The organism is Mycobacterium sp. IDUB_21, from assembly GCF_055419425.1.
This window is the reverse complement of the sequence record NZ_JBVAXQ010000015.1, coordinates 1-26,455: the sequence shown is the minus strand read 5'-3', so window position 1 is coordinate 26,455 and position 26,455 is coordinate 1. Positions and strand designations below refer to the sequence as shown.

The 26,455-nt window shown below is 69.4% G+C and carries 23 protein-coding genes; 16 read left to right on the top strand and 7 right to left on the bottom strand.

Annotated features, from left to right (window positions below):
- Positions 1-68: 68 nt before the first annotated feature.
- Positions 69-1,121 (top strand): phenylalanine--tRNA ligase subunit alpha, encoded by a 1,053-nt coding sequence (pheS, locus tag ACZYY4_RS19495; protein ID WP_463811685.1) that lies wholly within the window; start codon positions 69-71, stop codon positions 1,119-1,121.
- Positions 1,121-3,604 carry a phenylalanine--tRNA ligase subunit beta gene (pheT, locus tag ACZYY4_RS19490; protein ID WP_463811683.1) on the top strand — a complete coding sequence of 828 codons (2,484 nt, stop codon included), beginning with the start codon at positions 1,121-1,123 and terminating at the stop codon, positions 3,602-3,604. Before pheS ends, pheT begins: the two co-directional genes overlap by 1 nt.
- A gap of 23 nt (positions 3,605-3,627) precedes the next feature.
- Here pheT and ACZYY4_RS19485 read toward each other — a convergent pair whose 3' ends face one another.
- Positions 3,628-3,945, bottom strand: a complete 318-nt coding sequence (locus ACZYY4_RS19485; RefSeq protein ID WP_463811682.1) for a type II toxin-antitoxin system PemK/MazF family toxin — start codon at positions 3,943-3,945, stop codon at positions 3,628-3,630.
- Entirely contained in the window at positions 3,935-4,165 is a 231-nt protein-coding gene (locus ACZYY4_RS19480) for a hypothetical protein (RefSeq protein WP_463811681.1), read from the bottom strand. The genes ACZYY4_RS19485 and ACZYY4_RS19480 overlap by 11 nt, the downstream gene beginning before the upstream one ends.
- A 183-nt stretch (positions 4,166-4,348) precedes the next feature.
- Between ACZYY4_RS19480 and ACZYY4_RS19475 the strand changes: the two genes are divergently transcribed.
- The 10 genes from ACZYY4_RS19475 to ACZYY4_RS19430 all read left to right on the top strand — a co-directional run bounded on the left by ACZYY4_RS19475 (position 4,349) and on the right by ACZYY4_RS19430 (position 15,106).
- The gene (locus ACZYY4_RS19475) at positions 4,349-5,806 is read left to right on the top strand and encodes a dihydrolipoyl dehydrogenase family protein (RefSeq protein ID WP_463811679.1); all 1,458 of its coding nucleotides are present in this window, start codon (positions 4,349-4,351) and stop codon (positions 5,804-5,806) included.
- Between the two features lie 126 nt (positions 5,807-5,932).
- Positions 5,933-6,991, top strand: coding sequence for an N-acetyl-gamma-glutamyl-phosphate reductase (argC, locus tag ACZYY4_RS19470; protein WP_463811677.1), 1,059 nt, complete (start codon positions 5,933-5,935; stop codon positions 6,989-6,991).
- Positions 6,988-8,184, top strand: coding sequence for a bifunctional glutamate N-acetyltransferase/amino-acid acetyltransferase ArgJ (gene argJ / locus ACZYY4_RS19465; RefSeq protein WP_463811676.1), 1,197 nt, complete (start codon positions 6,988-6,990; stop codon positions 8,182-8,184). Before argC ends, argJ begins: the two co-directional genes overlap by 4 nt.
- Positions 8,181-9,056, top strand: coding sequence for an acetylglutamate kinase (argB, locus tag ACZYY4_RS19460; protein WP_463811675.1), 876 nt, complete (start codon positions 8,181-8,183; stop codon positions 9,054-9,056). The genes argJ and argB overlap by 4 nt, the downstream gene beginning before the upstream one ends.
- Positions 9,053-10,234 carry an acetylornithine transaminase gene (locus tag ACZYY4_RS19455; RefSeq protein WP_463811673.1) on the top strand — a complete coding sequence of 394 codons (1,182 nt, stop codon included), beginning with the start codon at positions 9,053-9,055 and terminating at the stop codon, positions 10,232-10,234. Before argB ends, ACZYY4_RS19455 begins: the two co-directional genes overlap by 4 nt.
- Positions 10,227-11,153, top strand: coding sequence for an ornithine carbamoyltransferase (gene argF, locus ACZYY4_RS19450; RefSeq protein ID WP_463811671.1), 927 nt, complete (start codon positions 10,227-10,229; stop codon positions 11,151-11,153). The genes ACZYY4_RS19455 and argF overlap by 8 nt, the downstream gene beginning before the upstream one ends.
- Positions 11,150-11,638 carry an arginine repressor gene (locus ACZYY4_RS19445; protein WP_463811670.1) on the top strand — a complete coding sequence of 163 codons (489 nt, stop codon included), beginning with the start codon at positions 11,150-11,152 and terminating at the stop codon, positions 11,636-11,638. The genes argF and ACZYY4_RS19445 overlap by 4 nt, the downstream gene beginning before the upstream one ends.
- A 39-nt stretch (positions 11,639-11,677) precedes the next feature.
- On the top strand, positions 11,678-12,877 hold the full coding sequence (locus tag ACZYY4_RS19440) for an argininosuccinate synthase (protein WP_463811668.1): 1,200 nt from the start codon (positions 11,678-11,680) through the stop codon (positions 12,875-12,877).
- A gap of 88 nt (positions 12,878-12,965) precedes the next feature.
- Positions 12,966-14,378, top strand: a complete 1,413-nt coding sequence (gene argH / locus ACZYY4_RS19435) for an argininosuccinate lyase (protein WP_463811666.1) — start codon at positions 12,966-12,968, stop codon at positions 14,376-14,378.
- Positions 14,363-15,106, top strand: coding sequence for a M15 family metallopeptidase (locus tag ACZYY4_RS19430; protein WP_463811665.1), 744 nt, complete (start codon positions 14,363-14,365; stop codon positions 15,104-15,106). The genes argH and ACZYY4_RS19430 overlap by 16 nt, the downstream gene beginning before the upstream one ends.
- 168 nt (positions 15,107-15,274) lie before the next feature.
- Here ACZYY4_RS19430 and ACZYY4_RS19425 read toward each other — a convergent pair whose 3' ends face one another.
- On the bottom strand, positions 15,275-16,858 hold the full coding sequence (locus tag ACZYY4_RS19425; protein ID WP_463811663.1) for a hypothetical protein: 1,584 nt from the start codon (positions 16,856-16,858) through the stop codon (positions 15,275-15,277).
- A 91-nt stretch (positions 16,859-16,949) separates the two neighbouring features.
- Positions 16,950-18,728, bottom strand: a complete 1,779-nt coding sequence (locus ACZYY4_RS19420) for an ABC-F family ATP-binding cassette domain-containing protein (protein ID WP_463811661.1) — start codon at positions 18,726-18,728, stop codon at positions 16,950-16,952.
- Positions 18,729-18,841: 113 nt separating this feature from the next.
- Between ACZYY4_RS19420 and ACZYY4_RS19415 the strand changes: the two genes are divergently transcribed.
- Together ACZYY4_RS19415 and ACZYY4_RS19410 are read left to right on the top strand one after the other, a co-directional pair.
- Positions 18,842-21,826, top strand: coding sequence for an acyl-CoA synthetase (locus ACZYY4_RS19415; protein ID WP_463811660.1), 2,985 nt, complete (start codon positions 18,842-18,844; stop codon positions 21,824-21,826).
- Between the two features lie 8 nt (positions 21,827-21,834).
- On the top strand, positions 21,835-22,068 hold the full coding sequence (locus ACZYY4_RS19410; protein WP_463811785.1) for a Trm112 family protein: 234 nt from the start codon (positions 21,835-21,837) through the stop codon (positions 22,066-22,068).
- Here ACZYY4_RS19410 and ACZYY4_RS19405 read toward each other — a convergent pair.
- The 3 genes from ACZYY4_RS19405 to ACZYY4_RS19395 are packed head-to-tail and all read right to left on the bottom strand — an operon-like array spanning position 22,034 to position 24,182.
- Entirely contained in the window at positions 22,034-22,657 is a 624-nt protein-coding gene (locus ACZYY4_RS19405) for a TetR/AcrR family transcriptional regulator (RefSeq protein WP_463811784.1), read from the bottom strand. The genes ACZYY4_RS19410 and ACZYY4_RS19405 overlap by 35 nt on opposite strands.
- The gene (locus ACZYY4_RS19400; RefSeq protein ID WP_463811658.1) at positions 22,654-23,484 is read right to left on the bottom strand and encodes an ABC transporter permease; all 831 of its coding nucleotides are present in this window, start codon (positions 23,482-23,484) and stop codon (positions 22,654-22,656) included. The genes ACZYY4_RS19405 and ACZYY4_RS19400 overlap by 4 nt, the downstream gene beginning before the upstream one ends.
- The gene (locus ACZYY4_RS19395) at positions 23,418-24,182 is read right to left on the bottom strand and encodes an ABC transporter ATP-binding protein (protein WP_463811657.1); all 765 of its coding nucleotides are present in this window, start codon (positions 24,180-24,182) and stop codon (positions 23,418-23,420) included. The genes ACZYY4_RS19400 and ACZYY4_RS19395 overlap by 67 nt, the downstream gene beginning before the upstream one ends.
- Positions 24,183-24,249: 67 nt before the next feature.
- Between ACZYY4_RS19395 and ACZYY4_RS19390 the strand changes: the two genes are divergently transcribed.
- Together ACZYY4_RS19390 and tyrS are read left to right on the top strand one after the other, a co-directional pair.
- The gene (locus ACZYY4_RS19390) at positions 24,250-24,861 is read left to right on the top strand and encodes a DNA-3-methyladenine glycosylase (RefSeq protein ID WP_463811656.1); all 612 of its coding nucleotides are present in this window, start codon (positions 24,250-24,252) and stop codon (positions 24,859-24,861) included.
- Positions 24,862-24,878: 17 nt separating this feature from the next.
- Positions 24,879-26,150, top strand: coding sequence for a tyrosine--tRNA ligase (tyrS, locus tag ACZYY4_RS19385; protein WP_463811655.1), 1,272 nt, complete (start codon positions 24,879-24,881; stop codon positions 26,148-26,150).
- Positions 26,151-26,455 lie beyond the last annotated feature (305 nt).

Here is a 26,455-nt window from a genome sequence, read left to right as displayed (position 1 = left end):
ATTATGATCAGCACTTGCGTCACACCGGTGCCGTGTACCGCCTGAGCCAGCAAGGAGAACCTCGCCGCGTGGCTGATCAACCCGTCGATCCGTCGGTGGCATCGGACGAAACCCTGACCGCGGCGGCCGACGCCGCGCAGCGCGCCTTTGACGCCGCCGCCGATCTGGACGCGCTGGCCCACGCCAAAACCGAGCACCTGGGGGACCGGGCGCCGCTGGCCCTGGCCCGCCAGGCGCTGGCCAAACTGGACAAGGCCGACCGCGCCGATGCCGGCCGCCGTGTCAACGCCGCCCGCACCGACGCCCAGCGCGCCTATGACGAGCGGCTGGCGGCCCTGCGCGCCGCACGCGACGCCGCGGTGCTGGCCGCCGAGAGCATCGACGTCACGCTGCCGTCGGCGCGCCGGCCCGCCGGTGCCCGGCACCCCATCACCATGCTGGCCGAACACGTCGCCGATACCTTCGTGGCGATGGGCTGGGAGCTGGTCGAAGGCCCCGAGGTCGAAGCCGAGCACTTCAACTTCGACGCGCTGAACTTCCCCGTCGATCACCCGGCGCGCAGCGATCAGGACACCTTCCACATCGCCCCGCCCGGCTCGCGACAACTGCTGCGCACCCACACCTCCCCGGTGCAGATCCGCGCCCTGCTGGCCCGCGACCTGCCGGTCTACGTCGTCTCGATCGGCCGCACCTTCCGCACCGACGAACTCGACGCCACCCACACCCCGGTGTTCCACCAGGTCGAGGGCCTGGCGGTGGATCGCGGGCTGACCATGGCGCACCTGCGCGGCACGCTGGATGCGTTCGCACAAGCCGAGTTCGGGCCGGCCGCGAAGACCCGCATCCGGCCGCACTTCTTCCCGTTCACCGAACCGTCCGCCGAGGTCGACATCTGGTTCGAAGGAAAGAAGGGCGGGCCCGGCTGGGTCGAATGGGGCGGCTGCGGAATGGTGCACCCCAACGTGCTGCGCGCCGTGGGCATCGACCCGGGCGAGTACTCCGGCTTCGCATTCGGCATGGGATTGGAGCGAACTCTGCAGTTCCGCAACGGCATTCCCGACATGCGCGACATGGTCGAGGGTGACGTCCGGTTCTCCCTGCCGTTCGGGGTGGGTGCCTGATGCGCATTCCCTACAGCTGGCTGCGCGAGGCCCTGGCCGCGGGCGCGCCCGGGTTTGACATCACCGCTGACGAACTGGAACAGGCGCTGCTGCGGGTCGGCCACGAGGTCGAGGACGTGCACACCCTGGGGCCGGTCACCGGGCCGTTCAAGGTCGGCCGGGTTGCCGAGATCGAGGAACTCACCGAATTCAAGAAACCGATCCGGGCCTGCCGTGTCGACGTCGGCGAGCCCGAGCCGCGTGAGATCGTTTGCGGCGCCACCAATTTCGTGGTCGGTGACCTGGTGGCCGTGGCGCTTCCCGGCGCGGTGCTGCCCGGCGACTTCGCCATCGCCACCCGCAAGACCTACGGCCGCACCTCCGACGGGATGATCTGCTCGCTGGCCGAAATACGGATGAGCACAGACCATTCCGGCATCCTGGTGCTGCCGGCGGGCACCGCCGAACCCGGTGCCGACGCCGCGGCGGTGCTGGGGCTGGACGACGTGGTGTACGAGCTGGCCATCACCCCCGACCGCGGCTACTGCATGTCGGTGCGCGGGCTGGCACGCGATCTGGCGTGTGCGCTGGACCTGGACTACACCGATCCCGCAGCCGTACCGGCGCTGCCCGCCGAGGGCGAGGCGTGGCCGCTGAGCGTGCAACCGGGCACCGGGGTGCGCCGCTTCGCGCTGCGCGGCGTCGCCGGGATCGACCCGGCGGCGGTGTCGCCCTGGTGGCTGCAGCGTCGCCTGCTGCTGTGCGGCATCCGGGCGATCTCCCCGGCCGTCGACGCCACCAACTACGTGATGGTCGAACTCGGCCACCCGATGCACGCCCACGACCGGGCCCGGATCACCGGCGGGTTCGACGTGCGCTTCGCCGAGCCCGGCGAGACCGTCACCACCCTCGATGACATCGAACGCACACTGGACCCGGCCGATGTACTGATCGTCGACGACGTCGCCACCGCCGCCATCGGCGGCGTGATGGGCTCGGGCAGCACCGAAATGCGCGCCGACTCAACCGATGTACTGCTGGAGGCCGCGATCTGGGATCCCGCGGCGGTGTCACGCACGGCGCGGCGCCTGCACCTGCCCAGCGAGGCGGCGCGACGCTACGAACGCTCCGTCGACCCGGCCATCTCGGTGGCTGTGCTGGATCGCTGCGCCACCCTACTGGCCGAGATCGCCGGGGGAGTCGTCGAACCGGGCCTGACCGACTGGCGCGGTGAGCCGCCCGTCGCGGACTGGAACCCTCAGCCGATCGAGATCGCCGCCGACCTGCCGGATCGCACCGCCGGGGTGAGCTACCCCGAGGGCACCACCGCCCGGCGACTGACCCAGATCGGCTGCACGGTGGCCCCCGGTTCGATCTTGACCGTCACCCCGCCGAGCTGGCGCCCGGACCTGCGCCAGCCCGCCGACCTGGTCGAGGAGGTGCTGCGGCTGGAAGGACTGGAGTCCATCCCGTCGGTGCTGCCCGCGGCACCGGCCGGGCGCGGCCTCACCGACACCCAGCGACGCCGCCGCGCGATCGGCAAGTCGCTGGCGCTGGCCGGCTACGTCGAGGTGCTGCCCACCCCGTTCCTGCCCGCCGACGTATTCGACGACTGGGGGCTTCCCGACGACGACCCGCGCCGCGCCACCGTCTCGGTGCTCAACCCGCTGGAAGCCGACCGGCCGCAGCTGGCCAGCACACTGCTGCCCGCGCTGCTGGAAGCGTTGGGGCGCAACGTGTCCCGTGGCATCAACGATGTCGCCCTGTTCACCATCGCCCAGGTGGTGCAATCAAGCGGACCGGCCCGCAGCACCGACGTCGTCGCGGTGGATCGTCGGCCCACCGACGCCCAGATCGCCGGTATCGACGCCGCCCTGCCGCGTCAGCCGCAGCACATCGCGGTGGCGCTGACCGGCCTGGCCGAACCCCGCGGCCCGTGGGGTCCCGGCCGGCCCGTCGAGGCCGCCGACGCCATCGAGGCCGCGCGGGTGATCGCGCGCGCCGGCGGCGCCGAGGTCACCCTGCGGGCCGGGGCGTACCTGCCGTGGCATCCGGGCCGCTGCGCCGAGGTGCTGATCGGTGAGACCGTGATCGGCCACGCCGGGCAGCTGCATCCGGCCGTCATCGAACGCGCCGGGCTGCCCAAGGGCACCTGCGCGGTCGAGTTGAACCTGGACGCCATCCCGCTGGCGTCGACGCTGCCCGCGCCACGGGTGTCGCCGTTCCCGGCGGTGTTCCAGGACGTCGCGCTGGTGGTCGATGCCAAGGTGACCGCCCAGTCGGTGGCCGACGCGGTGCGCGACGGTGCCGGCGAACTGCTGGAGCACATCGCCCTGTTCGACGTCTACACCGGCCCGCAGGTCGGCGACGGCCGCAAGTCGCTGGCGTTCGCGTTGCGCTTCCGTGCCGCGGATCGCACCCTGACCGAGGACGAGGCCAGCGCGGCTCGGGATGCGGCGGTGGCCTGCGCCGGCGAGCGCGTCGGCGCGACGCTGCGCGCTTAACCTTCGGCCAACGGTCGGCTTCCTCAGTCCAGTGCCAGTACCGAGCGCAGGGCGATGTCGACGTCCTGTAACTCGCTGGTGCTCAACCGGCCGACGAACTCGCCGAGGCGTTGCTGCGGATCGACCACGGTGAGTTGTTCGACCAGGACACGGGTTGTGCCGCCGCTGATCTCGATCTCTGGGCGGAACGAGGCCGCGCGCCGGCCGGTCGAGGTCAGCGCGACGATCCAGGTCGACAGCGGAAGATCGTCGGACTGCAGCACGACCGCGTAACGCGACCCGGACTGTTCGTGGCCGCGCGAATCCTTGGGTGCCCGCAGGCGGTACACGTCACCACGCACGGAGGGCGTCTATCTCGGCCGCCAGTTCGCGCGAGGCGGCGACATCGTCGGGGTCGTTGCGCAGTTCCTCGGCTTCGGCACGCATACGTTCCCGTCGGCGGGCGCGTTCGGCATCCAGGATCGCCGCGCGAGCGGCTTCCGATCGCGACCGACCCTCGCTGGTCAGCGCGACCAACGCCCGTTCCACCTCGCTATCAGTGCGGATCGTTAAGGTTCCCATGGTTCATATCATAGTCGATTACGCAAGTGAATACCGCTTACATTCTGTATCTTGGCTGGTCAGGTGGGTGGCATCCACGCGCGTGCGGGGACGAAGGCGCCCGCTCACTGTGGCGCACCCCGGCCGACCGTGCTGGGATGGATCCACCTTTCTCGCCAAACAGCTTCGAGAGGATTCGCCCTGATGACCGAAATCTATGACGGTGTCCTACATGATGTCGTCGTGCTCGGAGCCGGCCCGGTCGGGGAGAACGTCGCCGACCGCGCCCGCGCCGCCGGGCTAAGCGTGGCGATCGTCGAACGCGAACTCATCGGCGGCGAATGTTCCTACTGGGCTTGCGTTCCCAGCAAGGCCCTGCTGCGGCCGGTGCTCGCAATCGACGATGTCCGCCGCATTGCCGGGGCACGCCAGGCGCTCAACGGCACGATCGACGCCGGCGAGGTGTTCCGCCGCCGTGACGGGTTCGTGGGCGATTGGGACGACACCGGGCAGGCGGACTGGGTCGCCGGGATCGGCGCGACGCTGGTGCGCGGCCACGGCCGGTTGGACGGGCCGCGCCGGGTGAGCGTCAGCGCATCCGGCGGCGAGACGGTGACACTGACCGCCCGGCATGCCGTGGTGATCTGTACCGGTACCCGCGCGTCGCTGCCGGATCTTCCCGGCATTGCCGAGGCCCGGCCGTGGACCAATCGCGAAGCCACCGGATCCAGCTCGGTACCCAACCGGCTCGCGGTCGTCGGCGCCGGCGGAGTGGGCGTCGAAATGGCCACCGCCTGGCAGGGTTTGGGCGCCTCGGTGACCATGCTGGTTCGCGGTTCGGGACTGTTGCCGAAAATGGAGTCCTTCGTCGGGGAATATGTCGCCCGCGGCCTGGCCGACGCGGGTGTCGACGTGCGCACCGGTGTCTCGGTCGCCGCGCTGCACCGCGCCGACGCGCACAGCCCGGTGCGGCTGGAATTGACCGATGGCGGCGAGCTCGAAGTCGACGAGATCCTGTTCGCGACGGGCCGCGCGCCGCTCACCGACGACATCGGTTTGGACACCGTGGGCCTGACTCCCGGGCACTGGCTGGACGTCGACGACACCTGCCGGGTGAGCGCAGTCGGCGACGGCTGGCTGTATGCGTGCGGCGACGCCAATCACCGGGCGCTGCTGACCCACCAAGGCAAATACCAGGCCCGCATCGCCGGTGACGCCATCGGCGCCCGGGCGACCGGGACACCATTGGACACCGCGCCCTGGGGAACGCATGCCGCCACCGCCGACCACCACGCGGTGCCGCAGGTTTTCTTCACCGACCCCGAAGCCGCCGCGGTCGGGCTCTCCGCCGAGCAGGCGCAGCAGGCCGGTCACCGGGTGCGGGTGGTCGACGTGGAGATCGGCGATGCCGTGACCGGGGCCAAGCTGCACGCCGACGGCTACGCCGGACGGGCGCGCATGGTGGTCGACGCCGACCAGGAGCACCTGCTCGGCGTCACGTTCGTCGGCCCCGGCGTCGCCGAATTGCTGCACTCGGCCACCGTCGCCGTCGCCGGCCAGGTGCCCATCAGCCGGCTCTGGCATGCCGTGCCGTGCTTCCCGACGATCAGCGAGGTATGGCTGCGTCTTTTGGAGGCCTACCGCGATTCCGGGTCGACTTGAGCGTCGGATACGGTCAGATGCCCTCGGCGAGCGTGCACGGTTGTACGCGACACGCCGCAGGATGACGGACAAACACGCAGCCTCGCGGGAGAGACCCGTAATTAATTTGCGTTGATACGCATAATCATGCAGAATCGCGCAGTGACCAAAGCGATCAAGGTGGCGGTGGCCGGGGCCAGCGGGTACGCCGGTGGTGAGATCCTGCGGCTGCTGCTGGGACACCCCGCCTATGCCGACGGCCGGCTGAGCATCGGGGCGCTGACCGCCGCCGGCAACGCCGGCAGCACCATCGGCGAGCAGCACCCCAACCTGATGCCGCTGGCTGACCGGGTGCTCCAACCGACCGAGGTCGACATCCTGGCCGGCCACGACGTGGTGTTTCTCGGCCTGCCGCACGGACATTCGGCGGTGCTGGCCGAACAGCTCAGCGACGACACCCTGGTGGTGGACTGCGGCGCGGACTTCCGGCTGGGCGACCCCACCGACTGGGAACGCTTCTACGGCTCGGCGCATGCCGGCACCTGGCCCTACGGGCTGCCGGAGCTGCCCGGGGTGCGCGACCAGCTCAAGGACGCCCGGCGGATCGCGGTACCGGGCTGCTACCCGACCGCGGCACTGCTGGCCCTGTTCCCGGCGGTCGCGGCCGGCCTGATCGAACCGGACGTCACGGTGGTCGCGGTCAGCGGTACCTCCGGGGCCGGCAAGGCCGCCAAGGTCGACCTGCTCGGCTCGGAGGTGATCGGATCGGCGCGGGCCTACAACATCGGCGGCACCCACCGGCACACCCCGGAGATCGGTCAGGGCCTGCGGGCGGTCACCCACCGCGACGTCAGCGTCGCCTTCATCCCGGTGCTGATCCCGGCGTCGCGGGGCATCCTGGCCACCTGTACCGCCAAAACCACCACGCCGCTGCCCAAACTGCGCGCCGCCTACGAAACGGCCTACCAGGCCGAGCCGTTCGTGCATCTGCTGCCGCAGGGCCGGCTGCCCAAGACCGGATCGGTGATCGGCAGCAACGCCGCGCACCTGGCGGTCGCCGTGGACGAGGACGCCTCGACGTTCATCGCGATCGTCGCGATCGACAACCTGGTCAAGGGCACCGGCGGCGCCGCGGTGCAGGCGATGAACCTGGCCCTGGGTTGGCCGGAGTCCGAAGGACTCTCGGTGGTCGGAGTGGCGCCGTGAGCCGGCTGCTGCGCGAGCAGGGTGTCACCGCGCCGGGAGGCTTCCGGGCGGCCGGAATCGCCGCCGGTATCAAGGCCTCTGGGGCGCCGGACCTGGCGTTGGTGTTCAACGAGGGTCCGGACTACACCGCCGCCGGGGTGTTCACCAGCAACCAGGTCAAAGCGGCGCCGGTGCTGTGGAGCCAACAGGTGCTCAAAAGCGCCCGGCTGCGGGCGGTCATCCTCAATTCCGGTGGCGCCAACGCCTGCACCGGTCCGGGCGGCTTCGCCGACACCCACGCCACCGCCGAAGCCCTCGCTGCCGCGTTGTCGCATTGGGGCACCGAAACCGGGGCCGGCGAAGTGGCGGTCTGCTCCACCGGGCTGATCGGTGACCGGCTGCCGATGGACAAACTGCTGGCCGGGGTCACCGAGGTGGTGCAGGAGATGGCCGGCGGGCTGGTCGGCGGCGACGAAGCCGCCCGCGCCATCATGACGACCGACACGGTGGCCAAACAGGTTGCGGTGCACCACAACGACAACTGGACGCTGGGCGGAATGGCCAAAGGCGCCGGGATGCTGGCACCGTCGCTGGCCACCATGCTGGTGGTGCTGACCACCGACGCCAAGGCCGACTCGGCCGCACTGGACCGGGCGCTGCGCCGCGCCGCCGCATTGACCTTCGACCGCCTCGACATCGACGGCAGCTGCTCCACCAACGACACGGTGCTGCTGCTGTCCTCGGGCGCCAGCGGGGTCACCCCCGGCCAGGATGATCTCGACGCCGCGGTGCTGGCCGCCTGCGACGACCTGTGCGCCCAGCTGCAGGCCGACGCCGAAGGCGTCACCAAGCGGGTCACCATCACCGTCACCGGCGCCGGCGGCGACGACGACGCGCTGCTGGCCGCCCGGTGCATCGCCCGCGACAGTCTGGTCAAGACCGCGCTGTTCGGTTCCGACCCGAACTGGGGCCGGGTGCTGGCAGCGGTGGGGATGGTGCCGTTCGTGATCGATCCGGATCGGATCACGGTGTCCTTCAATGGCTTCCCGGTGTTCAGTGCCGGCATGCCGATGCCGGGCGCCCGCGAAGTCGACCTGTCCGGGCCCGACGTCCACGTCACCGTGGAGCTGAACCAGGGCAACGGGTGCGCCACGGTGCGCACCACCGACCTGTCCCACGCCTACGTCGAAGAGAACTCCGCGTATAGCTCATGACCGAACTCACCACGCAAGACAAAGCCCGGGTGCTGGCCGAAGCCCTGCCGTGGCTCAAGCAGCTGCACGGCAAGATCGTCGTCGTCAAATACGGCGGCAACGCCATGACCGACGACACCCTCAAGCACGCGTTCGCTGCCGACATGGCGTTCCTGCGCAACTGCGGCATCCAGCCGGTGGTGGTGCACGGCGGCGGCCCTCAGATCAGCGCCATGCTCAAACGGCTCGGCATCGAAGGTGACTTCAAAGGCGGATTCCGGGTCACCACACCGGAAGTGCTCGACGTCGCGCGCATGGTGCTGTTCGGCCAGGTGGGCCGCGAACTGGTCGGGCTGATCAACGCCCACGGGCCCTATGCCGTCGGGATCACCGGGGAGGACGCCGCGCTGTTCACCGCGGTGCGGCGCAGCGTCACCGTCGACGGGGTCGCCACCGATATCGGGCTGGTCGGCGACGTCGACCTGGTCAACACCGACGCGGTGCGGGATCTGATTGCCGCAGGGCGGATTCCGGTGGTGTCCACGCTGGCGCCCGACATCGACGGTGTGGTGCACAACATCAACGCCGACACCGCCGCGGCGGCACTCGCCGAAGCGTTGCAGGCCGAGAAGCTGCTGATGCTCACCGACGTCGACGGCCTCTACACCGACTGGCCCGACACCGATTCGCTGGTCACCGAGATCGACACCGCGACGTTGGAGCAACTGCTGCCGAAACTGGAATCCGGGATGATCCCCAAAGTCGAGGCCTGCCTGCGCGCCGTGCGCGGCGGGGTGCCCAGCGCCCACATCATCGACGGGCGGGTCGAACACTGCGTGCTGGTCGAGTTGTTCACCCACGCCGGCACCGGAACCAAGGTGGTAGACGCATGACAACCCTGCAGGACCGCTGGTCGGCGGTGATGATGAACAACTACGGCACACCGCCGCTGGCCCTGGTCAGCGGCGATGGCGCGGTGGTGACCGACGAATCCGGTAGGAGCTACGTCGATCTGCTGGGCGGCATCGCGGTCAACGTGCTCGGCCACCGGCACCCGGCGGTGATCGAGGCCGTCACCACCCAGCTGAACACGTTGGGGCACACCTCGAATCTGTACGCCACCGAACCGGGAATCGCGTTGGCCGAAGGCCTCGTCGACCACCTGGGGGCACCGGCGCGGGTCTTCTTCTGCAACTCCGGAGCCGAGGCCAACGAGGTGGCCTTCAAGATGAGTCGGCTCACCGGCAAGACGAAGATCGTTGCGGCCCAAGGGGCTTTTCACGGCCGGACGATGGGTTCGCTGGCGTTGACCGGCCAGCCCGACAAGCGGGCGCCGTTCGAGCCACTGCCCGGCGATGTCACCCATGTGCCCTACGGGGACACCACAGCGCTTGCCGACGCGGTCGATTCGACCACCGCGGCGGTCTTCCTGGAACCGATCATGGGGGAGGGCGGCGTCGTCGTCCCGCCCGCGGGTTATCTGGCCGAGGCCCGGGGGATCACCGCCGCGCACGGCGCACTGCTGGTGTTCGACGAGGTGCAGACCGGGGTCGGGCGCACCGGGGCGTTCTACGCCCATCAGCACGACGGCATCACCCCGGACATCGTCACGCTGGCCAAGGGGCTCGGCGGCGGCCTGCCGATCGGCGCCTGCCTGGCCGTCGGGGCGGCCGGTGACCTGTTGACTCCGGGCAGCCACGGCAGCACCTTCGGCGGCAACCCGGTCTGCACCGCGGCCGCGGTGGCGGTGCTGCGGGCGCTGGCCGAGGGCGATCTGATCGCCCGGGCCGGGATGCTCGGCAAGTCACTGAGCCACGGCATCGAGGAACTGCACCACCCGCTGGTCGATCACGTGCGCGGCAAGGGCCTGCTACAGGGTGTGGTGCTGACCGCGCCGTCGGCCAAAGCCGTCGAGTTGGCCGCGCGTGACGCCGGCTTCCTGGTCAACGCGGCCGCACCGGACGTGGTCCGGCTGGCCCCGCCGCTGATCATCACCGAAGAGCAGATCGACGGATTCCTCGCCGCCCTGCCCGGCGTGCTGGACACCGCGCGGGAGGCCGCAGATGCCTAGGCACTTTCTGCGCGATGACGACGTCACCCCGGCCGAGCAGGCCGAAATCCTGTCGCTGGCAGCCGAACTCAAAGCCGCGCCGTTCAGCCGACGGCCGCTGGAGGGCCCGCGCGGCGTCGCGGTGATCTTCGACAAGAACTCCACCCGCACCCGGTTCTCCTTCGAGATCGGCATCGCCCAACTCGGCGGGCACGCCGTCGTCGTCGACGGCCGGTCCACCCAGCTGGGCCGCGACGAGACCCTGGAGGACACCGGGCGGGTGCTGTCGCGCTACGTCGACGCCGTGGTGTGGCGCACCTTCGCCCAGGACCGGCTGACCGCGATGGCCACCACCGCCACGGTGCCGATCGTCAATGCGCTCTCCGATGACTTCCACCCCTGTCAGGTGCTGGCCGACCTGCAGACCATCGCCGAACGCAAGGGCGCGCTCAAGGGCCTGAAGCTGACCTACCTCGGTGACGGCGCCAACAACATGGCGCATTCGCTGATGCTGGGTGGCGTCACCGCCGGTGTGCACGTCACCGTTGCCGCCCCGGACGGTTTCACCCCAGACCCCGCCGTGGTCGCGGCCGCGCAGCGGCGGGCCACCGACACCGGCGCCTCGGTCACCGTCACCACCGACGCGGCCAAGGCAGCCGCCGGTGCCGACGTGCTGGTCACCGACACCTGGACCTCGATGGGCCAGGAGGATGACGGGCTGGACCGGGTCGCACCGTTTCGGCCCTACCAGATCAACGATGAGCTCGTCGCCCTCGCCGACCCGGAAGTCACGGTGCTGCACTGCCTTCCGGCGCACCGCGGCGATGAGATCACCGACTCGGTGATCGACGGGCCGCGCAGCGCGGTGTGGGACGAGGCCGAGAACCGGCTGCATGCACAGAAAGCGCTGTTGGTGTGGTTGTTGGAACGGTCGCGATGAGCCGACCGGAGAGCCCCGTCACCCGGGTGAGCCGCCAAGCCCGCATCGTGGAGGTGCTGTCCGCGGAGTCGGTACGCAGCCAGACCGAGCTGGCTGCGCTGCTGGCCGCCGACGGCATCGAGGTCACCCAGGCCACCCTGTCGCGGGACCTGGAGGAGCTCGGTGCGGTCAAGTTGCGTGGGGTCGACGGGGGAGCCGGGGTCTATGTGGTGCCCGAGGACGGCAGCCCGGTGCGCGGTGTGTCGGGCGGCACCGACCGGCTGTGCCGGCTGCTGGGGGAGCTGCTGGTGTCCACCGACGCCACCGGAAACCTCGCCGTGTTGCGCACCCCGCCGGGTGCGGCGGACTACCTGGCCAGTGCCATCGACCGGGCCGCGCTACCGTACGTCGTCGGCACCATCGCCGGGGATGACACCATCTTCGTGGCGGCGCGCGAGCCGATGACCGGCGCCGAGCTCGCCGCCACCCTCAAAGACCTGCAGTAAGCCCAGTAGCACTCACAAAGACACAGCAAGGAGAACTCGATGTCCGAACGCGTCATCCTGGCGTATTCCGGTGGCCTGGACACCTCGGTGGCGATCAGTTGGATCGGCAAGGAGACCGGGCGCGAAGTCGTCGCCGTGGCCATCGACCTCGGCCAGGGCGGCGAGGACATGGAGTTGGTGCGCCAGCGGGCCCTGGACTGCGGGGCCGTGGAAGCCGTCGTGGTCGACGCCCGCGACGAGTTCGCCGAGGGCTACTGCCTGCCCACCATCCAGTCCAATGCGCTCTACATGGACCGCTACCCGCTGGTGTCGGCGATCAGCCGGCCGCTGATCGTCAAGCACCTGGTGGCCGCCGCCCGTGAGTTCGGTGGCGGCACCGTCGCGCACGGCTGCACCGGCAAGGGCAACGACCAGGTCCGCTTCGAAGTCGGATTCGCTTCGCTGGCACCGGATCTCAAGGTGCTGGCCCCGGTCCGCGACTACGCCTGGACCCGGGAGAAGGCCATCGCGTTCGCCGAGCAGAACGACATCCCGATCAACGTCACCAAACGCTCGCCGTTCTCGATCGACCAGAACGTGTGGGGCCGGGCGGTGGAGACCGGGTTCCTGGAGCACCTGTGGAACGCACCGACCAAGGACGTCTACGACTACACCGAGGACCCGACGGTCAACTGGAACACACCCGATGAGGTGATCATCGGCTTCGAGCGCGGGGTTCCGGTGTCGGTCGACGGCAAGCCCGTCAGCGTGCTGGAGGCCATCGTCGAGCTCAACCGGCGTGCCGGCGCCCAGGGCGTAGGACGGCTCGACGTGGTCGAGGACCGGTTGGTGGGCATCAAGAGCCGGGAGATCTACGAGGCGCCCGGTGCGATGGTGCTGATCAGCGCCCACACCGAACTCGAGCACGTCACCCTGGAGCGCGAGCTGGGCCGGTTCAAGCGGCACACCGACCAGAAGTGGGCCGAGCTGGTCTACGACGGGCTGTGGTACTCGCCGCTGAAGTCCGCGCTGGAGTCCTTCGTCGCCCACACCCAGGAGCACGTGACCGGTGAGGTGCGGCTGGTGCTGCACGGCGGCCACATCGCGGTCAACGGCCGCCGCAGTGCGGAGTCGCTGTACGACTTCAACCTGGCCACCTATGACGAGGGCGACACCTTCGACCAGACCGCCGCCCGCGGCTTCGTCGAGATCCACGGGTTGAGCTCGAAGATCTCCGCCCGCCGGGACCTGGGCTCGTGACCGCTTTCCCGCGAGCGTGCGTGTCCCCGGCCAACATGCCGAGGAAATTCCCGGTTTTGCGCACGCTCGCGCCGGACGTGACCACCCTATGAGCACCAACGAGGGGTCGCTGTGGGGCGGGCGGTTCGCCGAAGGCCCGTCCGAGGCGCTGGCCGCGCTGAGCAAATCCACCCACTTCGACTGGGTGCTGGCGCCCTACGACGTCGCCGCGTCCAAGGCGCACGCCAAGGTGCTGCACGGCGCCGGGCTGCTCACCGACGACCAGCGCGACGGGCTGCTGGCCGGCCTGGACAGCCTCGGCGAAGACGTCGCCGACGGCAGCTTCGGGCCGCTGGTCACCGACGAAGATGTCCACGGAGCTCTCGAACGCGGCCTGATCGACCGGGTCGGCGCCGATCTGGGTGGCCGGCTGCGTGCCGGACGATCACGAAATGACCAGGTGGCCACGCTGTTTCGGATGTGGCTGCGCGACGCGGTCCGTCGTGTCGCCGCCGGGGTGCTCGACGTGGTCGACGCACTGGCCCACCAGGCCGCCGCCCACCCGGGCGCCATCATGCCCGGCAAGACGCACCTGCAGTCCGCGCAGCCGGTGCTGCTGGCACACCACCTGCTGGCCCACGCCCACCCGCTGCTGCGCGACGTGGACCGTATCGTCGACTTCGACGCCCGGGCCGCGGTGTCGCCGTACGGGTCGGGAGCGCTGGCCGGATCGTCACTGGGCCTGAACCCCGACGCCATCGCCGCCGAACTCGGCTTCGCCGCCGCCGCGGACAACTCGATCGACGCCACCGCCTCCCGCGATTTCGCGGCCGAGGCCGCGTTCGTGTTCGCGATGATCGGCGTCGACCTGTCCCGGTTGGCCGAAGACATCATCCTGTGGAGCTCAACGGAATTCGGCTACGCCGTGCTGCACGACTCCTGGTCGACCGGCAGCTCGATCATGCCGCAGAAGAAGAATCCCGACATCGCCGAGTTGGCCCGCGGCAAGTCCGGCCGGCTGATCGGCAACCTGACCGGCCTGCTGGCGACGCTGAAAGCCCAGCCGCTGGCCTACAACCGGGACCTGCAGGAGGACAAGGAGCCGGTGTTCGACTCCGCGGCCCAGCTGGAACTGCTGCTGCCGGCGACGGCCGGACTGGTCGGCACCCTGGGCTTCGACACCGAGCGGATGGCCGCGCTGGCGCCCGCGGGCTACACGCTGGCCACCGACATCGCCGAATGGCTGGTACGGCAAGGCGTCCCGTTCCGGGTCGCGCACGAGGCGGCAGGCGCCGCGGTGAAGGCCGCCGAGCAGCGCGGCGTGGGCCTGGACGAACTCACCGATGCCGAACTGGCCGGCATCAGTCCTGACCTGACCCCGCAGGTGCGCGAGGTGCTCACCGTCGAAGGCTCGGTGGCATCCCGCGACGCCCGCGGTGGCACTGCGCCGGCCCGCGTCGCCGATCAGCTGGCCGGACTGCGCGAACGGGCCGCGCGGCAGCGGCGATGGGTCAACGGCTAACCGATCTCGCGCTGCGCTACCGTGGGCGGATCAACAGCCGCCGAACCAACCCGAGGCCGTGGCGCCTCGTGACGGCGATCGCGGTGTGCGGGCTGTTGCCGCAATGCACGGGGGCGCCCCAGGCGACCGAGCCAACCGCGCCGCCGCCTTCCACCGAGGCCCGACCTGCTCCCGCCCCCGCCGCCGTCGCCGCCGTCACGGCGGCCGAGCTCGGCGCGACCTGGCGCCCCGGCTGCCCGGTCACCCCGGCGCAACTGCGGCGCGTCACCGTGACCCACCTCGGATTCGACGCCGAACCCCACCGCGGCGAGCTGATCGTGCATCAGGAGCTGGTTCCGCAGGTCATCGCGATATTCGAGCAGCTGTACCGGCTGGGTTACCCGATCGAGAAGATGCGATCGGTCGAGAACTACCGGGGCGGCAACGACGAGCTGTCGATGGAGGACAACAACACCTCGGCGTTCAACTGCCGGCGGATTCCCGGTTCCGGCACGTGGGCGCGGCACGCCTACGGCCGGGCCGTCGACGTCAACCCGCTGCTGAACCCGTCGGTGGATCACGGCAGATTCGAGCCCAAGAACGCCAAGGTCTATCTGGACCGCCACCGGATCGAGCCCGGGCTGCTGCATCCCGGTGACCCGGCGGTACGTGTCTTCACCGACGCCGGCTGGCGCTGGGGTGGAGATTGGAAATCGCCGGTCGACTACCAGCATTTCGAGCGGCGCTGAAGTCACAGGGCCGGCGATAGCGTCAGCGCTATCCGATCCGGCAACACCCACATGTGTCGAGATGTAATAAAAAACCACAAGCCCGCCCTGATTCTTTGACGCGGCAACTCGTCAGCCAAACAGCTAACTCGAGTCGATGCGCTTGTGGGCGGTGTCGGCTTTAGCGGATCAGCGGGTGACCTCGATAAGTTCACCTTTGATGGCCCAGCGAGAATCGAGTGCAGGGGCGGCAATCACTTCTCCGGCGAAGCACCAGTGATCTGCGGGATCCCACTTGACGTTCTCACGGTAGGGATAAACCAGCCGCGGCGTGGTGCCGAGGACGGCGTGCCGTTGATCGAGCAGGTGTTTCTGTATCCCTTCAGGGTCTACCGAGAGTGATTTGGCCAGTCGCACTATGACTTCGGGCAGGACCGCCCTGTCAGTGTGCGCCTGGAACGCGGAGATGACGCCGTCGACCAAACTCTTCGTCAATCGGCCCAGTATCCACGGATGTCCGTGCGGCGGACGAACCTGGACTCGGATGCCGAAGGGTATCTCGACCGCGCTTGCGGGTCCTGTCGACTTCGTCTGGAGGCGGGCACGAGACAGCGCCAGCCAGACTCGCGCCAGTGTCGGAACGTCGGTGGATGCTCCCAGTTCGATCCAGTCGAACGAGGCGAGCGTTCGCTTTCGATTCCAGTGGTCGAAGGTTCCCGACCGCGGTGCCAGGGCGTACCGATATCCGAAGCGATAGTCGACACGATGGGGCGACGCCGGGACCGTGGCGCTGTGTTCGAAGCGAATTCCGTTGCGGCCAGCAAGTTTGAATGATTCGTCGATGTTGTAAAGCGCGAGGTTCTCGATGTCGGCGTTGGCCGGCTTGCGGCCGAAGAACGTGGCGTGCAGCACCTGATCAGGAGCTGGCTTGAGTTGTTGGCATCGATTGCGGATCTCGTATCGAAGGTCGTCTAGCCGAGCGGTTCGGTGGCCGTAGGGAACATAGTCGTCGGCCCACGCCTCGACCACCGCGGTGTCTTCGGACGGTCCGCGGACCTCAGGCGGGCGCTGCGGCGTCGGAGCCGACACCGCCCGATCAGGCGACCCTACGGAGATTGCTTCTGCGACGGGAGCCCTACCCCGCCACCTTTGCCTCAGCTCCGGCGAGAGCCGGTCCAGCGCATGCTGCAGTTCGGGGTGGTAGGAGAATTTCGCACTCAAATTGAGGAGGGCGTTCACGACCCGAGCGGCACAGGCCAGCTTCCAGCTTTCGTCCCCGGGGCCGTTGAACCCACTCCAATACATCTCGATCGAGTCGGCCCGTGAGGCCATGGGACGCCCTAGCAGAAGATGCTTCCGCCAGGCCTGCCACCGGGCCCATCCGGTTGCGTGGTAGTCCGCCCAGTCCACCAGCGAGTCCCAGTCCGAACAGGACTGGTCGGCATTGCCGTCCCACATGCATCGATTCGGATGCGGGTCGTCATGAAACGCCGCGGATTCAGGCTGGCAGCGGCGGCAAGGACGGATCGACTGGCCTACCTTCTCGATCGCCCATTGCTCGAGATGGGCCAGATGCGTTGCGCACTCCTTCACGTACGGTCCGGTCCACGCACCGCCCGGGGAGCCACTGATCGTCGGACAGTCGGCATGGTGGATGCGCGCATCAGACGGGTTGCAACTACGCGCGATGTTGATCACGTAGCCCTGGGGATGGGCGACAAGCCAGGCTAGGTAGCCAGCGTCGTCATCCCGAAACTCAGTAACCAATGTCATGGCACACCATTTTGCCCCCGGGGACCGACATCACTACTCCCTATGGCGTGATGCCTCCGGCGCCTTATCCCCGGGGCGCATGGACGACGCACTACTCGACGATCTCCGACAGCTCCAGCCAGCGGCCCTCCTGCTGGCTCACCTCGTCCTCCAGCGCACGCAGCTCCCTGGTGAGCTTCGCCAGTCCCACGTGATCGGCCTGGTCATACCCGGCCAGTTCGTGATGCTTGGCATCGATTTGTTCGGCCAGCCGCGCCAGCCGGCGCTCGACGGCGGTCAGATCCTTCTGTGCGGCACGCAATTCCGCTCCCGACAACGAACCGGCCGGCCCGGAACCGGTAGCGGGCCGCGACACCGGCGCCCGGCGCGCGTCAGCGGCCAGGCGCAGATACTCATCGACACCGCCCGGCAGATGCCGCAGCCGGCCGTCCAGAATCGCGTACTGCTGATCGGTGACCCGCTCCAGCAGATACCGGTCGTGGGAGACGACGATCAGCGTGCCCGGCCAGGAGTCCAACAGGTCCTCGGTGGCGGTCAGCATGTCGGTGTCGACATCGTTGGTCGGCTCGTCGAGTACCAGCACATTCGGCTCGGCCAGCAGGGTGAGCATCAACTGCAGCCGCCGCTTCTGCCCGCCGGAGAGCTCACCCACCCGAGCCGACAGTTGCGCGCTGCCGAACCCGAGCCGCTCCAGCAGTTGCGCCGGCGTCATCTCCTTGCCGTCGACCTGGTAGTCGTTGCGCAATCGGCCCAGGACGTCGGCCACCCGATCCTCGGCGAGTGTCGCCAGCTCCCCGGACTGCTGATCGAGCATGCCCAGCCGGACGGTCTTGCCGCGCTTGACCCGCCCGGAGTCGGGCGTCACCGTGCCGGCGATCAGCCCGAGCAGAGTGGACTTCCCGGCGCCGTTGGCCCCGACGATCCCGGTGCGCTCACCGGGGCCGATCCGCCACTCGATGTCACGCAGCACCGGCCGGCCATCGAACGAGACCGAAACGTCGAGCAGGTCGATGACGTCCTTGCCCAGCCGAGCCGTGGCCAGCTTCACCAGCTCGACCTCGTTGCGCAGCGGCGGCACATCGGCGATCAGCGCGTTGGCCGCCTCGATGCGGAACTTCGGCTTGGAGGTGCGGGCCGGCGCGCCGCGACGCAGCCAGGCCAGCTCCTTGCGTAACACGTTCTGCCGCCTGGCCTCACTGGCCGCGGCCATCCGGTCGCGCTCCACCCGCTGCAGGACATAGGCCGCGTAGCCGCCCTGGAACGGCTCCACGATCCGGTCGTGCACCTCCCAGGTGGTGGTGGCCACCTCGTCGAGGAACCAGCGGTCGTGGGTGACCACCAGCAGGGCGCCGGAGTTGCGGGCCCAGCGCTGCTGAAGGTGACCCGCCAGCCAGGTGATCCCTTCCACGTCGAGGTGGTTGGTGGGCTCGTCGAGGCCGATCACGTCCCATTCGCCGATCAACAACGCGGCCAGCTGTACCCGTCGGCGCTGCCCGCCGGACAGCTCGGAGATGGGCGCATCCCAGGCGATATCGGAGACCAGTCCGTCGACCACATCACGAATCCGTGGGTCGGACGCCCACTCGTGGTCGGCCGCCTCGCCCACCAAGGTCGCACCGAGGGTGCGGGCGGGGTCGAGAGTGTCGGCCTGGTCGAGCAACCCGAACCGGAGACCGCTACGGCGGGTGACCCGGCCGGAATCCGGTGTCATGGCACCGGCGAGTAGCCGCAGCAGCGAAGATTTGCCGTCGCCGTTGCGGCCCACGATGCCGATGCGCGCGCCGTCGTTCACCCCGAGGGTGACCGAGTCGAGCACCACACCGGTGGCGTACCGCAGGTGAAGAGCCTCGGCTCCGAGCAGGTGTGCCACTGCCAGAACGCTACTGCCTGCCCGTCGGCGCTTGCTGAACGAGCCGGACGGACGGCGCTGATGTGCCAGAATGTGCACGTCATTGACGATCAGGCGCGACGTAGGGGAGCAGCGTGGATCTGAACTTGTCGGCCATCACCCGGCCGGTCGAGTGGCTCATGGCCACCGCGCAGAACGGCCTGGAGGTGCTGCGCTGGGGCGGCCTGGAGACCGGAACCGTGCCCTCGCCGTTCCAGATCGTCGAGAGCACCCCGATGTACAAGCTGCGACGCTACTTCCCGCCCGACAACCGGCCCGGCCAGCCGCAGCCCGGGCCGCCGGTGCTGCTGGTGCACCCGATGATGATGTCGGCGAACATGTGGGACGTCACCCGCGAGGACGGTGCGGTCGGCATTCTGCACCGGGCCGGCCTCGACCCCTGGGTGATCGACTTCGGCTCACCCGACGAGGTCGAGGGCGGGATGCGCCGCAATCTGGCCGACCACATCGTCGGGCTCAGCCAGTCGATCGACACCATCGCGGAGACGACCGGGCGCGATGTGCACCTGGCCGGCTACTCCCAGGGCGGCATGTTCGCCTATCAGGCGGGGGCCTACCGGCATTCGAAGAGCATCGCCAGCATCATCACGTTCGGTTCCCCGGTGGACACCCTGGCCGCGCTGCCGATGGGCCTGCCGGCAAACCTCGCCTCCGGTGTCGCGGGCTTCATGGCCGACCACGTCTTCAACCGGCTGGACATCTCGGGTTGGCAGGCGCGCGTGGGCTTCCAGATGATGGACCCGCTCAAGACCGCGAAGGCACGGATGGACTTCCTGCGCCAGTTGCACGACCGGGAGGCCCTGCTGCCGCGTGAGGCGCAGCGGCGGTTCCTGGAGTCGGAGGGCTGGATCGCCTGGTCGGGTCCGGCGATCTCCGAGCTGCTCAAGCAGTTCATCGCGCACAACCGGATGATGACCGGCGGTTTCGCGATCAACGGCCAGTTGGTCACGCTGACCGACATCACCTGTCCGGTACTGGCGTTCGTCGGCGAGGTCGACGACATCGGGCAGCCGGTGGCGGTCCGCGGTATCCGCCGTGCCGCGCCTGACGCCAAGGTCTTCGAGTACCTGTTGCGGGCCGGACACTTCGGTCTGGTGGTCGGGTCCAAAGCCGCCGAGCTGACCTGGCCGACTGTCGCCGACTGGGTGTTGTGGCAGACCGGTCGGGGCGCACAGCCGGCCGGGGTGGCGCTGATGGCCGATCAGGCAGCCGAGCAAGCCAAGGGCGGCGTCGCGATGACGTCGCGGATCGCGCACGGGCTGGGGGAGGCCTCCGGCGTCGCGCTGACCCTGGCCCGTGGTGCCGCCGATGCGGTGGCGGCGGCACAGAAATCGGTGCGCACCCTGGCGGTCGAGACCGCGCGCACCCTGCCCCGGCTGGCCCGGCTGGGGCAGATCAACGACCACACCCGAATTTCGCTGGGCCGCATCATCGATGAGCAGGCCGCCGATTCGCCCGACGGTGAGTTCCTGCTGTTCGACGGGCGGGTGCACACCTACGAGGCGGTCAACAGGCGTATCGACAACGTCGTCCGCGGGCTGATCGACGTCGGGGTGCGCCAAGGCGTCCACGTCGGAGTGCTGATGGCCACCCGGCCCAGCGCCATGGTCGCGATCGCGGCGCTGTCGCGACTGGGGGCGGTCGCGGTGCTGATGCCGCCGGATGGGGATCTGGTCGCGGCCGCGCGCCTGGGCGGCATCTCCGAGATCATCACCGGCCCGGTCAATCTCGACAACGCATTGGCAGCCGCCCGCGAACTGGGCTGCCAGGTGCTGGTGCTCGGCGGTGGCGAGACGCGCGACCTGGACCTGCCCGCCGACGTCGACGTCGTCGACATGGAGCAGATCGACCCGGACGCTGTTGAGCTGCCCGGCTGGTACCGGCCCAACTCGGGATTCGCCCGTGACCTGGCGTTCGTCGCCTTCGGCACGGTGGCCGGTGAGTTGGTGGCCAAACAGATCACCAACTACCGCTGGGCACTCTCGGCGTTCGGCACCGCCTCGACGGCCGCCCTGGGCCCCAACGACACGCTGTACTGCCTGACGCCGCTGCACCACGAGTCCGGGCTGCTGGTCAGCCTGGGCGGCGCCGTGGTCGGCGGGGCCCGCATCGCACTGTCCCGCGAACTGCACCCGGACCGGTTCGTCGCCGAAGTGCGTCAGTACGGGGTCAGCGTGGTGTCCTACACCTGGGCGATGCTGCGCGAGGTCATCGACGACCCGAGCTTCGTGCTGCAGGGTAATCATCCGGTGCGGCTGTTCATCGGTTCAGGCATGCCCACCGGCCTGTGGCACCGCGTCACCGATGCGTTCGCGCCGGCCCACGTCGTCGAGTTCTTCGCCACCACCGACGGCCAGGCGGTGCTGGCGAACGTCTCCGGAGTCAAGGTCGGCAGCAAGGGCCGCCCGCTGCCCGGCGCGGTGGAGGTGGAACTGGCCGCCTACGACCCCGACCACGACCTGATCCTCGAAGACGAACGCGGATTCGTGCAGATCGCCGAGAACAACGAGGTGGGGGTGCTGCTGGCCAAACCGCGTGGGCCGATCGACCCGTCGGCGTCGGTCAAGCGTGGCGTGTTCGCGCCGGCAGACACCTGGATCTCCACCGAATACCTGTTCCGGCGCGACGCCGACGGCGACTACTGGCTGGCCGGCGGGCGCGGTTCGAACGTCCGCACCGACCGCGGAATGGCCTATCCGGTGCTGATCACCGACGCGCTCGGCACGGTCACCGGTGTGGACCTGGCGGTGACGTATCGGGTGTCGTTGGGTCGCGCGGAAGTGGTCGTGTCGGCGGTGACGGTGCGGCCGGGTGCCACGATCACCGCCGCGGATCTCAGCGAGGCGGTGGCCGAGATGCCCGTCGGCGCCGGACCCGACCTCGTCCACGTCGTGCCGGAGCTGCCGCTGAGCGGCGTCTACCGCCCGACGCTGGGTGCGCTGCGCGACGCCGGGCTGCCCAAGGCCGGACGCAACACCTGGTACTTCGACGCCGCCAGCGGGCAGTTCAAGCGGCTGACCGCAGCGGTGCGTACCGAATTGGCCGGGGGCCACCAGTGATTGGCCCGATCATCGACGAAGATCTGCTGGCCATCCTGGTCTGCCCTGCCGACCGCGGTCCGCTGCTGCTGGTGGAGCGCTCGGGCGACACCGCCGACCGGGTGCTCTACAACCCGCGCCTGCGCCGCGCCTACCGCATCGAGGACGGCATTCCGGTGCTGCTGGTCGACGAGGCCACCGACGTCGGCGACGACGAGCATGCCCGGCTCATCGCCCAAGCGGGCCCGGCAGATCCCCGGTGAGATAGCGCTGCAGGGTCGGGGCGATCATCGCCACGACCTGCTCGGCCGGCAGTGAGGCCAGTGGTTCGAGCCTGATGACGTAGCGGGCGACCACGATGCCCATCAGCTGGCTCGCGGTGAACTCGGCGCGTAGCACGCCGGTTCCGGCCGGGTTGTCGATGCGCTGCGCCAATTCGGCGACCACGATGTCGCGGAAGAACGAACGAGCCAGTGGCACTTCGGTTCCGGTGAGCATAGAGCGCATCGCCGCGATCAATCCGGTACCGGCCTGCGAGTCCCACAGTGGTAGCAGCAGCTCCGGCAAGGTGCGGCCGAGCTGTTCGACGGGGGCTTCCCGCAACGGCCCCAGAACCACCATCGGGTCGATCGGCAGCTCGGTCGCGGCGGCGAACAGCTGCTGTTTGGTGCCGTAGTAGTGGTGCACCAGCGCGGCGTCGACGCCCGCATCGGCGGCCACCGACCGAATCGAGGTGTTCTGAAACCCATTGCGGGCAAACAGCTCCCGAGCAGATGCCAGAATCCGGTCCCGGGTGTCGGAGGCGCCGGAGGGCCGGCCCGGCCGCCGGTTGGCCATCTCGGCGGACATCAGGCCGTCCGGCGTCGCAGGGTCGCGGCGGCCAGGGCCAGCGCGGCAACCGCGAACGCCAGCACGATGATGATGTCGCGCACCGCGACTCCGGTCAGGCCCGGATGCGTGCCTACCTGCTGAAGTGCTTCCAGGGCGTAGCTGGCCGGCAACGCGTTGCTGATCCACTGCAGCCATTCGGGCATCGCCGCGCGCGGCACGATGATCCCGGCCAGCAGCAGCTGCGGCACCATCACCACCGGAATGAACTGCACGGCCTGAAATTCGGTGCGGGCGAAGGCACTGCACAGCAGACCCAATCCGACGCCGAGCACCGCGTTGACGATCGCGATCATGAACACCCAGCCGGGGCTGCCCGTGGTCTCGAAGCCCAGCAGCCAGAACGCGACCACGCACGCCAGGCTGGCCTGGGCGGCCGCCGCGGTCGAGAACGCCGTTCCGTAGGCGGCGAGCAGATCGAGCCGGCCCAGCGGGGTGGTCAAGATGCGCTCCAGCGTTCCCGACGCGCGTTCGCGCTGCATTGTGATCGCGGTGATGACGAACATCAGGAACAACGGGAACAGGCCCAGCAGGATCAGGCATGCGGCGTTGAACGGTGACGGCATGCCGGGCGGGTGCGGGGCGCCCGAGAACATGAAGTACATCAGCGTGATGACCAGGCTGGGCACCAGCAGGATCATCGCGACGCTGCGGCGGTCACCGGCCAGTTGCCGCAGGATCCGCTGCGTGGTGGCCAGGAACGGCCGCAGCCGCCGCGGCCCGGTCAGCCGGCTCGCGGCGCGGTGGTGCGCCGGATGACGGACAGGAACGCTTCCTCCATCGAGGTACATCCGGTCTCCTCTCGCAGTCGTCTGGGTGAGGTGCGCGCCAGCAGCCTGCCCTGGCGCATCAGCAGCAGATCGCCGCAGTGTTCGGCCTCGTCCATCACGTGGCTGGACACCAGCAGCGTGGTGCCGCGCCGGGCCAGCACCGCAAACTGCTGCCAGAGTTCAGCGCGCAGCACCGGATCCAGGCCGATCGTCGGCTCGTCGAGCACCAGCAGGTCCGGCCGTCCGACCAGCGCGCAGGCCAGCGAAACCCGGGCGCGCTGCCCGCCGGAGAGGTTCGCGCAGTAGTCGCCACGGTGGCGCTGCAGATCCACCGATTCGACCGCGTCGTCTGCGGCGTGGGCGTCGACGCCGGCCAGCGCCGCGAAGTAGCGGACGTTGTCGATCACCCGCAGGTCGTCGTAGATCGTGGGCTGCTGGGGCATGTAGCCGACCCGGTGGCGCAGCGCGGCGGAGCCGGCCGGGCTGCCCAGTACGGTGACCTGCCCGCCGGTGATGAGCTGGGTGCCCACGATGCAGCGCATCAGCGTGGTCTTGCCGCAGCCCGACGGCCCGAGCAGACCGGTGATCGTGCCGGGGGCGATCCGCACCGATAAGTCGTGCAGGACCGGGCGCTTGCCGCGGACCACCCGCAGGTGTTCGACCGCGACGGCCGGGGCGGGAGGTGAGCCCGAGAATTCATCAGGCGATGAAATCATCATGTGATGAATATTCGGCCGGTCGCGGCGCGTTGTCAAGCCTTGTCGGGGCTGCGGCAGAATCTGGGCGGTGAGTGCCGCCCAGCTTGCCGTGGATCCGCTCGCGGCCGCCCGCCTGTTGCTCGGCGCCACCCTCGACGTCCGCGGGGTGCGCGCGACGATCGTCGAGGTGGAGGCCTACGGCGGAGTGCCCGACGGGCCGTGGCCGGACCGGGCGGCGCATTCCTATCGGGGGCCGACCGGGCGCAACACGGTGATGTTCGGCCCACCCGGACGGCTGTACACCTACCGCAGCTACGGCATGCACGTCTGCGCCAACGTGGCCTGCGGCCCGGACGGGACGGCCGCCGCCGTGCTGCTGCGGGCAGCGGTGATCGACGAGGGGTCCGCGGTGGCCCGCAGCAGACGAGGCGAAGCGGTGCCCAGTTCCGGCTTGGCCCGCGGCCCGGGGAATCTTTGCTCAGCGCTGGGAATCACCATGGAGGACAACGGGATCAACCTGTTCGACGCGCGAAGCCCGGTGCGGTTGCGGCTCGGTGCGCGGCTCGCCTCGCAGGCGGGACCGCGGGTGGGCGTCAGCCAGGCCGCCGACCGGCCATGGCGATTCTGGGTTCCCGGAAAGCCCGAAGTTTCGGCCTACCGACGCAGCCCGCGGGCACCGGCGCCCGGCGCCAGCGACTGATCCGGGAAAATCAACCCATGCCGACGACGATTCTCGACGAGCTGGCCTGGCGCGGACTGATCGCCCAATCCACCGACCTGGACGCCCTGACCGCCGAAGTGACACGCGGGCCGATCACCGTCTACGCCGGATTCGACCCGACCGCCCCCAGCCTGCACGCCGGAAACCTGGTGCCGCTGCTGGCGCTGCGGCGCTTCCAGCGGGGCGGGCACCGGCCCATCGTGCTGGCCGGCGGCGCCACCGGCCTGATCGGCGATCCGCGCGAAACCGGCGAACGCACCCTCAACACCGCCGACACCGTCGCCGAGTGGTCCGAGCGGATCCGCGGGCAGCTGGAACGTTTCGTCGATTTCGACGACGGCCCAACCGGTGCGGTGGTGGTCAACAACCTGGACTGGACCGCGCCGCTGTCGGCGGTGGAGTTCTTGCGTGACGTCGGCAAGCACTTCTCGGTCAATGTGATGCTCGACCGCGACACCATCCGGCGTCGCCTCGAGGAGGGCATCTCCTACACCGAGTTCAGCTACATGCTGCTGCAGGCCAACGACTACGTGCAGCTGCACCAGCGGCACGGCTGCAGTCTGCAGATCGGCGGCTCCGACCAGTGGGGCAACATCATCGCCGGCGTCCGGCTGGTCCGCCAAAAGCTGGGCGCGACGGTGCACGCGCTGACCGTCCCGCTGGTGACCGCCGCCGACGGCACCAAGTTCGGCAAGTCGACCGGCGGCGGCAGCCTGTGGCTGGACCCGGAGATGACCAGCCCGTACGCCTGGTACCAGTACTTCTTCAACACTGCCGACGCCGACGTGATCCGCTACCTGCGCTGGTTCACCTTCCTGTCCGCCGACGAGCTGGGGGAGCTGGAGCAGGCGACGGCCGAACGCCCGCACGAGCGGGGCGCTCAGCGCCGGCTGGCCCGGGAGTTCACCACCCTGGTGCACGGCGAGGCGGCCACCGAGGCCGTCGAGCTGGCCAGCCAGGCCCTGTTCGGCCGGGGTGAGCTGGCCCGGCTGGACGAGTCGACGCTGACCGCGGCGCTGCAGGAGACCTCGGTGGCCCAGTTGGCGCCGGGCGGCCCGGACGGCATCGTCGACCTACTGGTCGCCACCGGGCTGTCGGCGAGTAGGGGCGCGGCCCGTCGCACCATCGGCGAGGGCGGCGTCTCGGTGAACAACGTCCGCGTCGACAGCGAGGAATGGACGCCGCAGCCCGAAGACTTCCTGCACGGCCGGTGGCTGGTGCTACGCCGCGGCAAGCGCAACGTGGGGGGGATCGAACGGGTCAAGTGAGGGTCCGGCGTTGATCTTGAACGCGGCGAAAAACCTCTGCTAGCAGCGGATTTGACTCCCAGTTTCACCTCGCGTAACTTAATCCAAGTCGCAGCGACCAGGCCAGACCGGGTCAGCGCGACAAGCCCGCGGGATCCAAGGAGATCGCAAAGCGATTCCGGGGGCGTTTCATCTGTCCGCACTGACAATGCGCGGCTTTTAGCCGCGGGTTGACTGCGCGTCCAGATGGGGCGTGTTGTTTGAGAACTCAATAGTGTGTTTGGTGGTTTTTGTTTGTTGTTGTTTTTGCCATGCCTTCGGCGCCC

Excerpts from the sequence above, each read along its gene's own strand:
- tyrS (WP_463811655.1), top strand. The coding sequence starts at position 24,879 with ATGCCGACGACGATTCTCGACGAGCTGGCCTGGCGCGGACTGATCGCC.
- argC (WP_463811677.1), top strand. The coding sequence starts at position 5,933 with ATGCAGAATCGCGCAGTGACCAAAGCGATCAAGGTGGCGGTGGCCGGG.
- argF (WP_463811671.1), top strand. The coding sequence starts at position 10,227 with ATGCCTAGGCACTTTCTGCGCGATGACGACGTCACCCCGGCCGAGCAG.
- ACZYY4_RS19475 (WP_463811679.1), top strand. The coding sequence starts at position 4,349 with ATGACCGAAATCTATGACGGTGTCCTACATGATGTCGTCGTGCTCGGA.
- argH (WP_463811666.1), top strand. The coding sequence starts at position 12,966 with ATGAGCACCAACGAGGGGTCGCTGTGGGGCGGGCGGTTCGCCGAAGGC.
- ACZYY4_RS19480 (WP_463811681.1), bottom strand. The coding sequence starts at position 4,165 with ATGGGAACCTTAACGATCCGCACTGATAGCGAGGTGGAACGGGCGTTG.
- ACZYY4_RS19445 (WP_463811670.1), top strand. The coding sequence starts at position 11,150 with ATGAGCCGACCGGAGAGCCCCGTCACCCGGGTGAGCCGCCAAGCCCGC.
- ACZYY4_RS19440 (WP_463811668.1), top strand. The coding sequence starts at position 11,678 with ATGTCCGAACGCGTCATCCTGGCGTATTCCGGTGGCCTGGACACCTCG.
- pheT (WP_463811683.1), top strand. The coding sequence starts at position 1,121 with ATGCGCATTCCCTACAGCTGGCTGCGCGAGGCCCTGGCCGCGGGCGCG.
- ACZYY4_RS19400 (WP_463811658.1), bottom strand. The coding sequence starts at position 23,484 with ATGTACCTCGATGGAGGAAGCGTTCCTGTCCGTCATCCGGCGCACCAC.
- ACZYY4_RS19425 (WP_463811663.1), bottom strand. The coding sequence starts at position 16,858 with ATGACATTGGTTACTGAGTTTCGGGATGACGACGCTGGCTACCTAGCC.
- ACZYY4_RS19455 (WP_463811673.1), top strand. The coding sequence starts at position 9,053 with ATGACAACCCTGCAGGACCGCTGGTCGGCGGTGATGATGAACAACTAC.
- ACZYY4_RS19395 (WP_463811657.1), bottom strand. The coding sequence starts at position 24,182 with ATGATGATTTCATCGCCTGATGAATTCTCGGGCTCACCTCCCGCCCCG.
- argB (WP_463811675.1), top strand. The coding sequence starts at position 8,181 with ATGACCGAACTCACCACGCAAGACAAAGCCCGGGTGCTGGCCGAAGCC.
- ACZYY4_RS19430 (WP_463811665.1), top strand. The coding sequence starts at position 14,363 with ATGGGTCAACGGCTAACCGATCTCGCGCTGCGCTACCGTGGGCGGATC.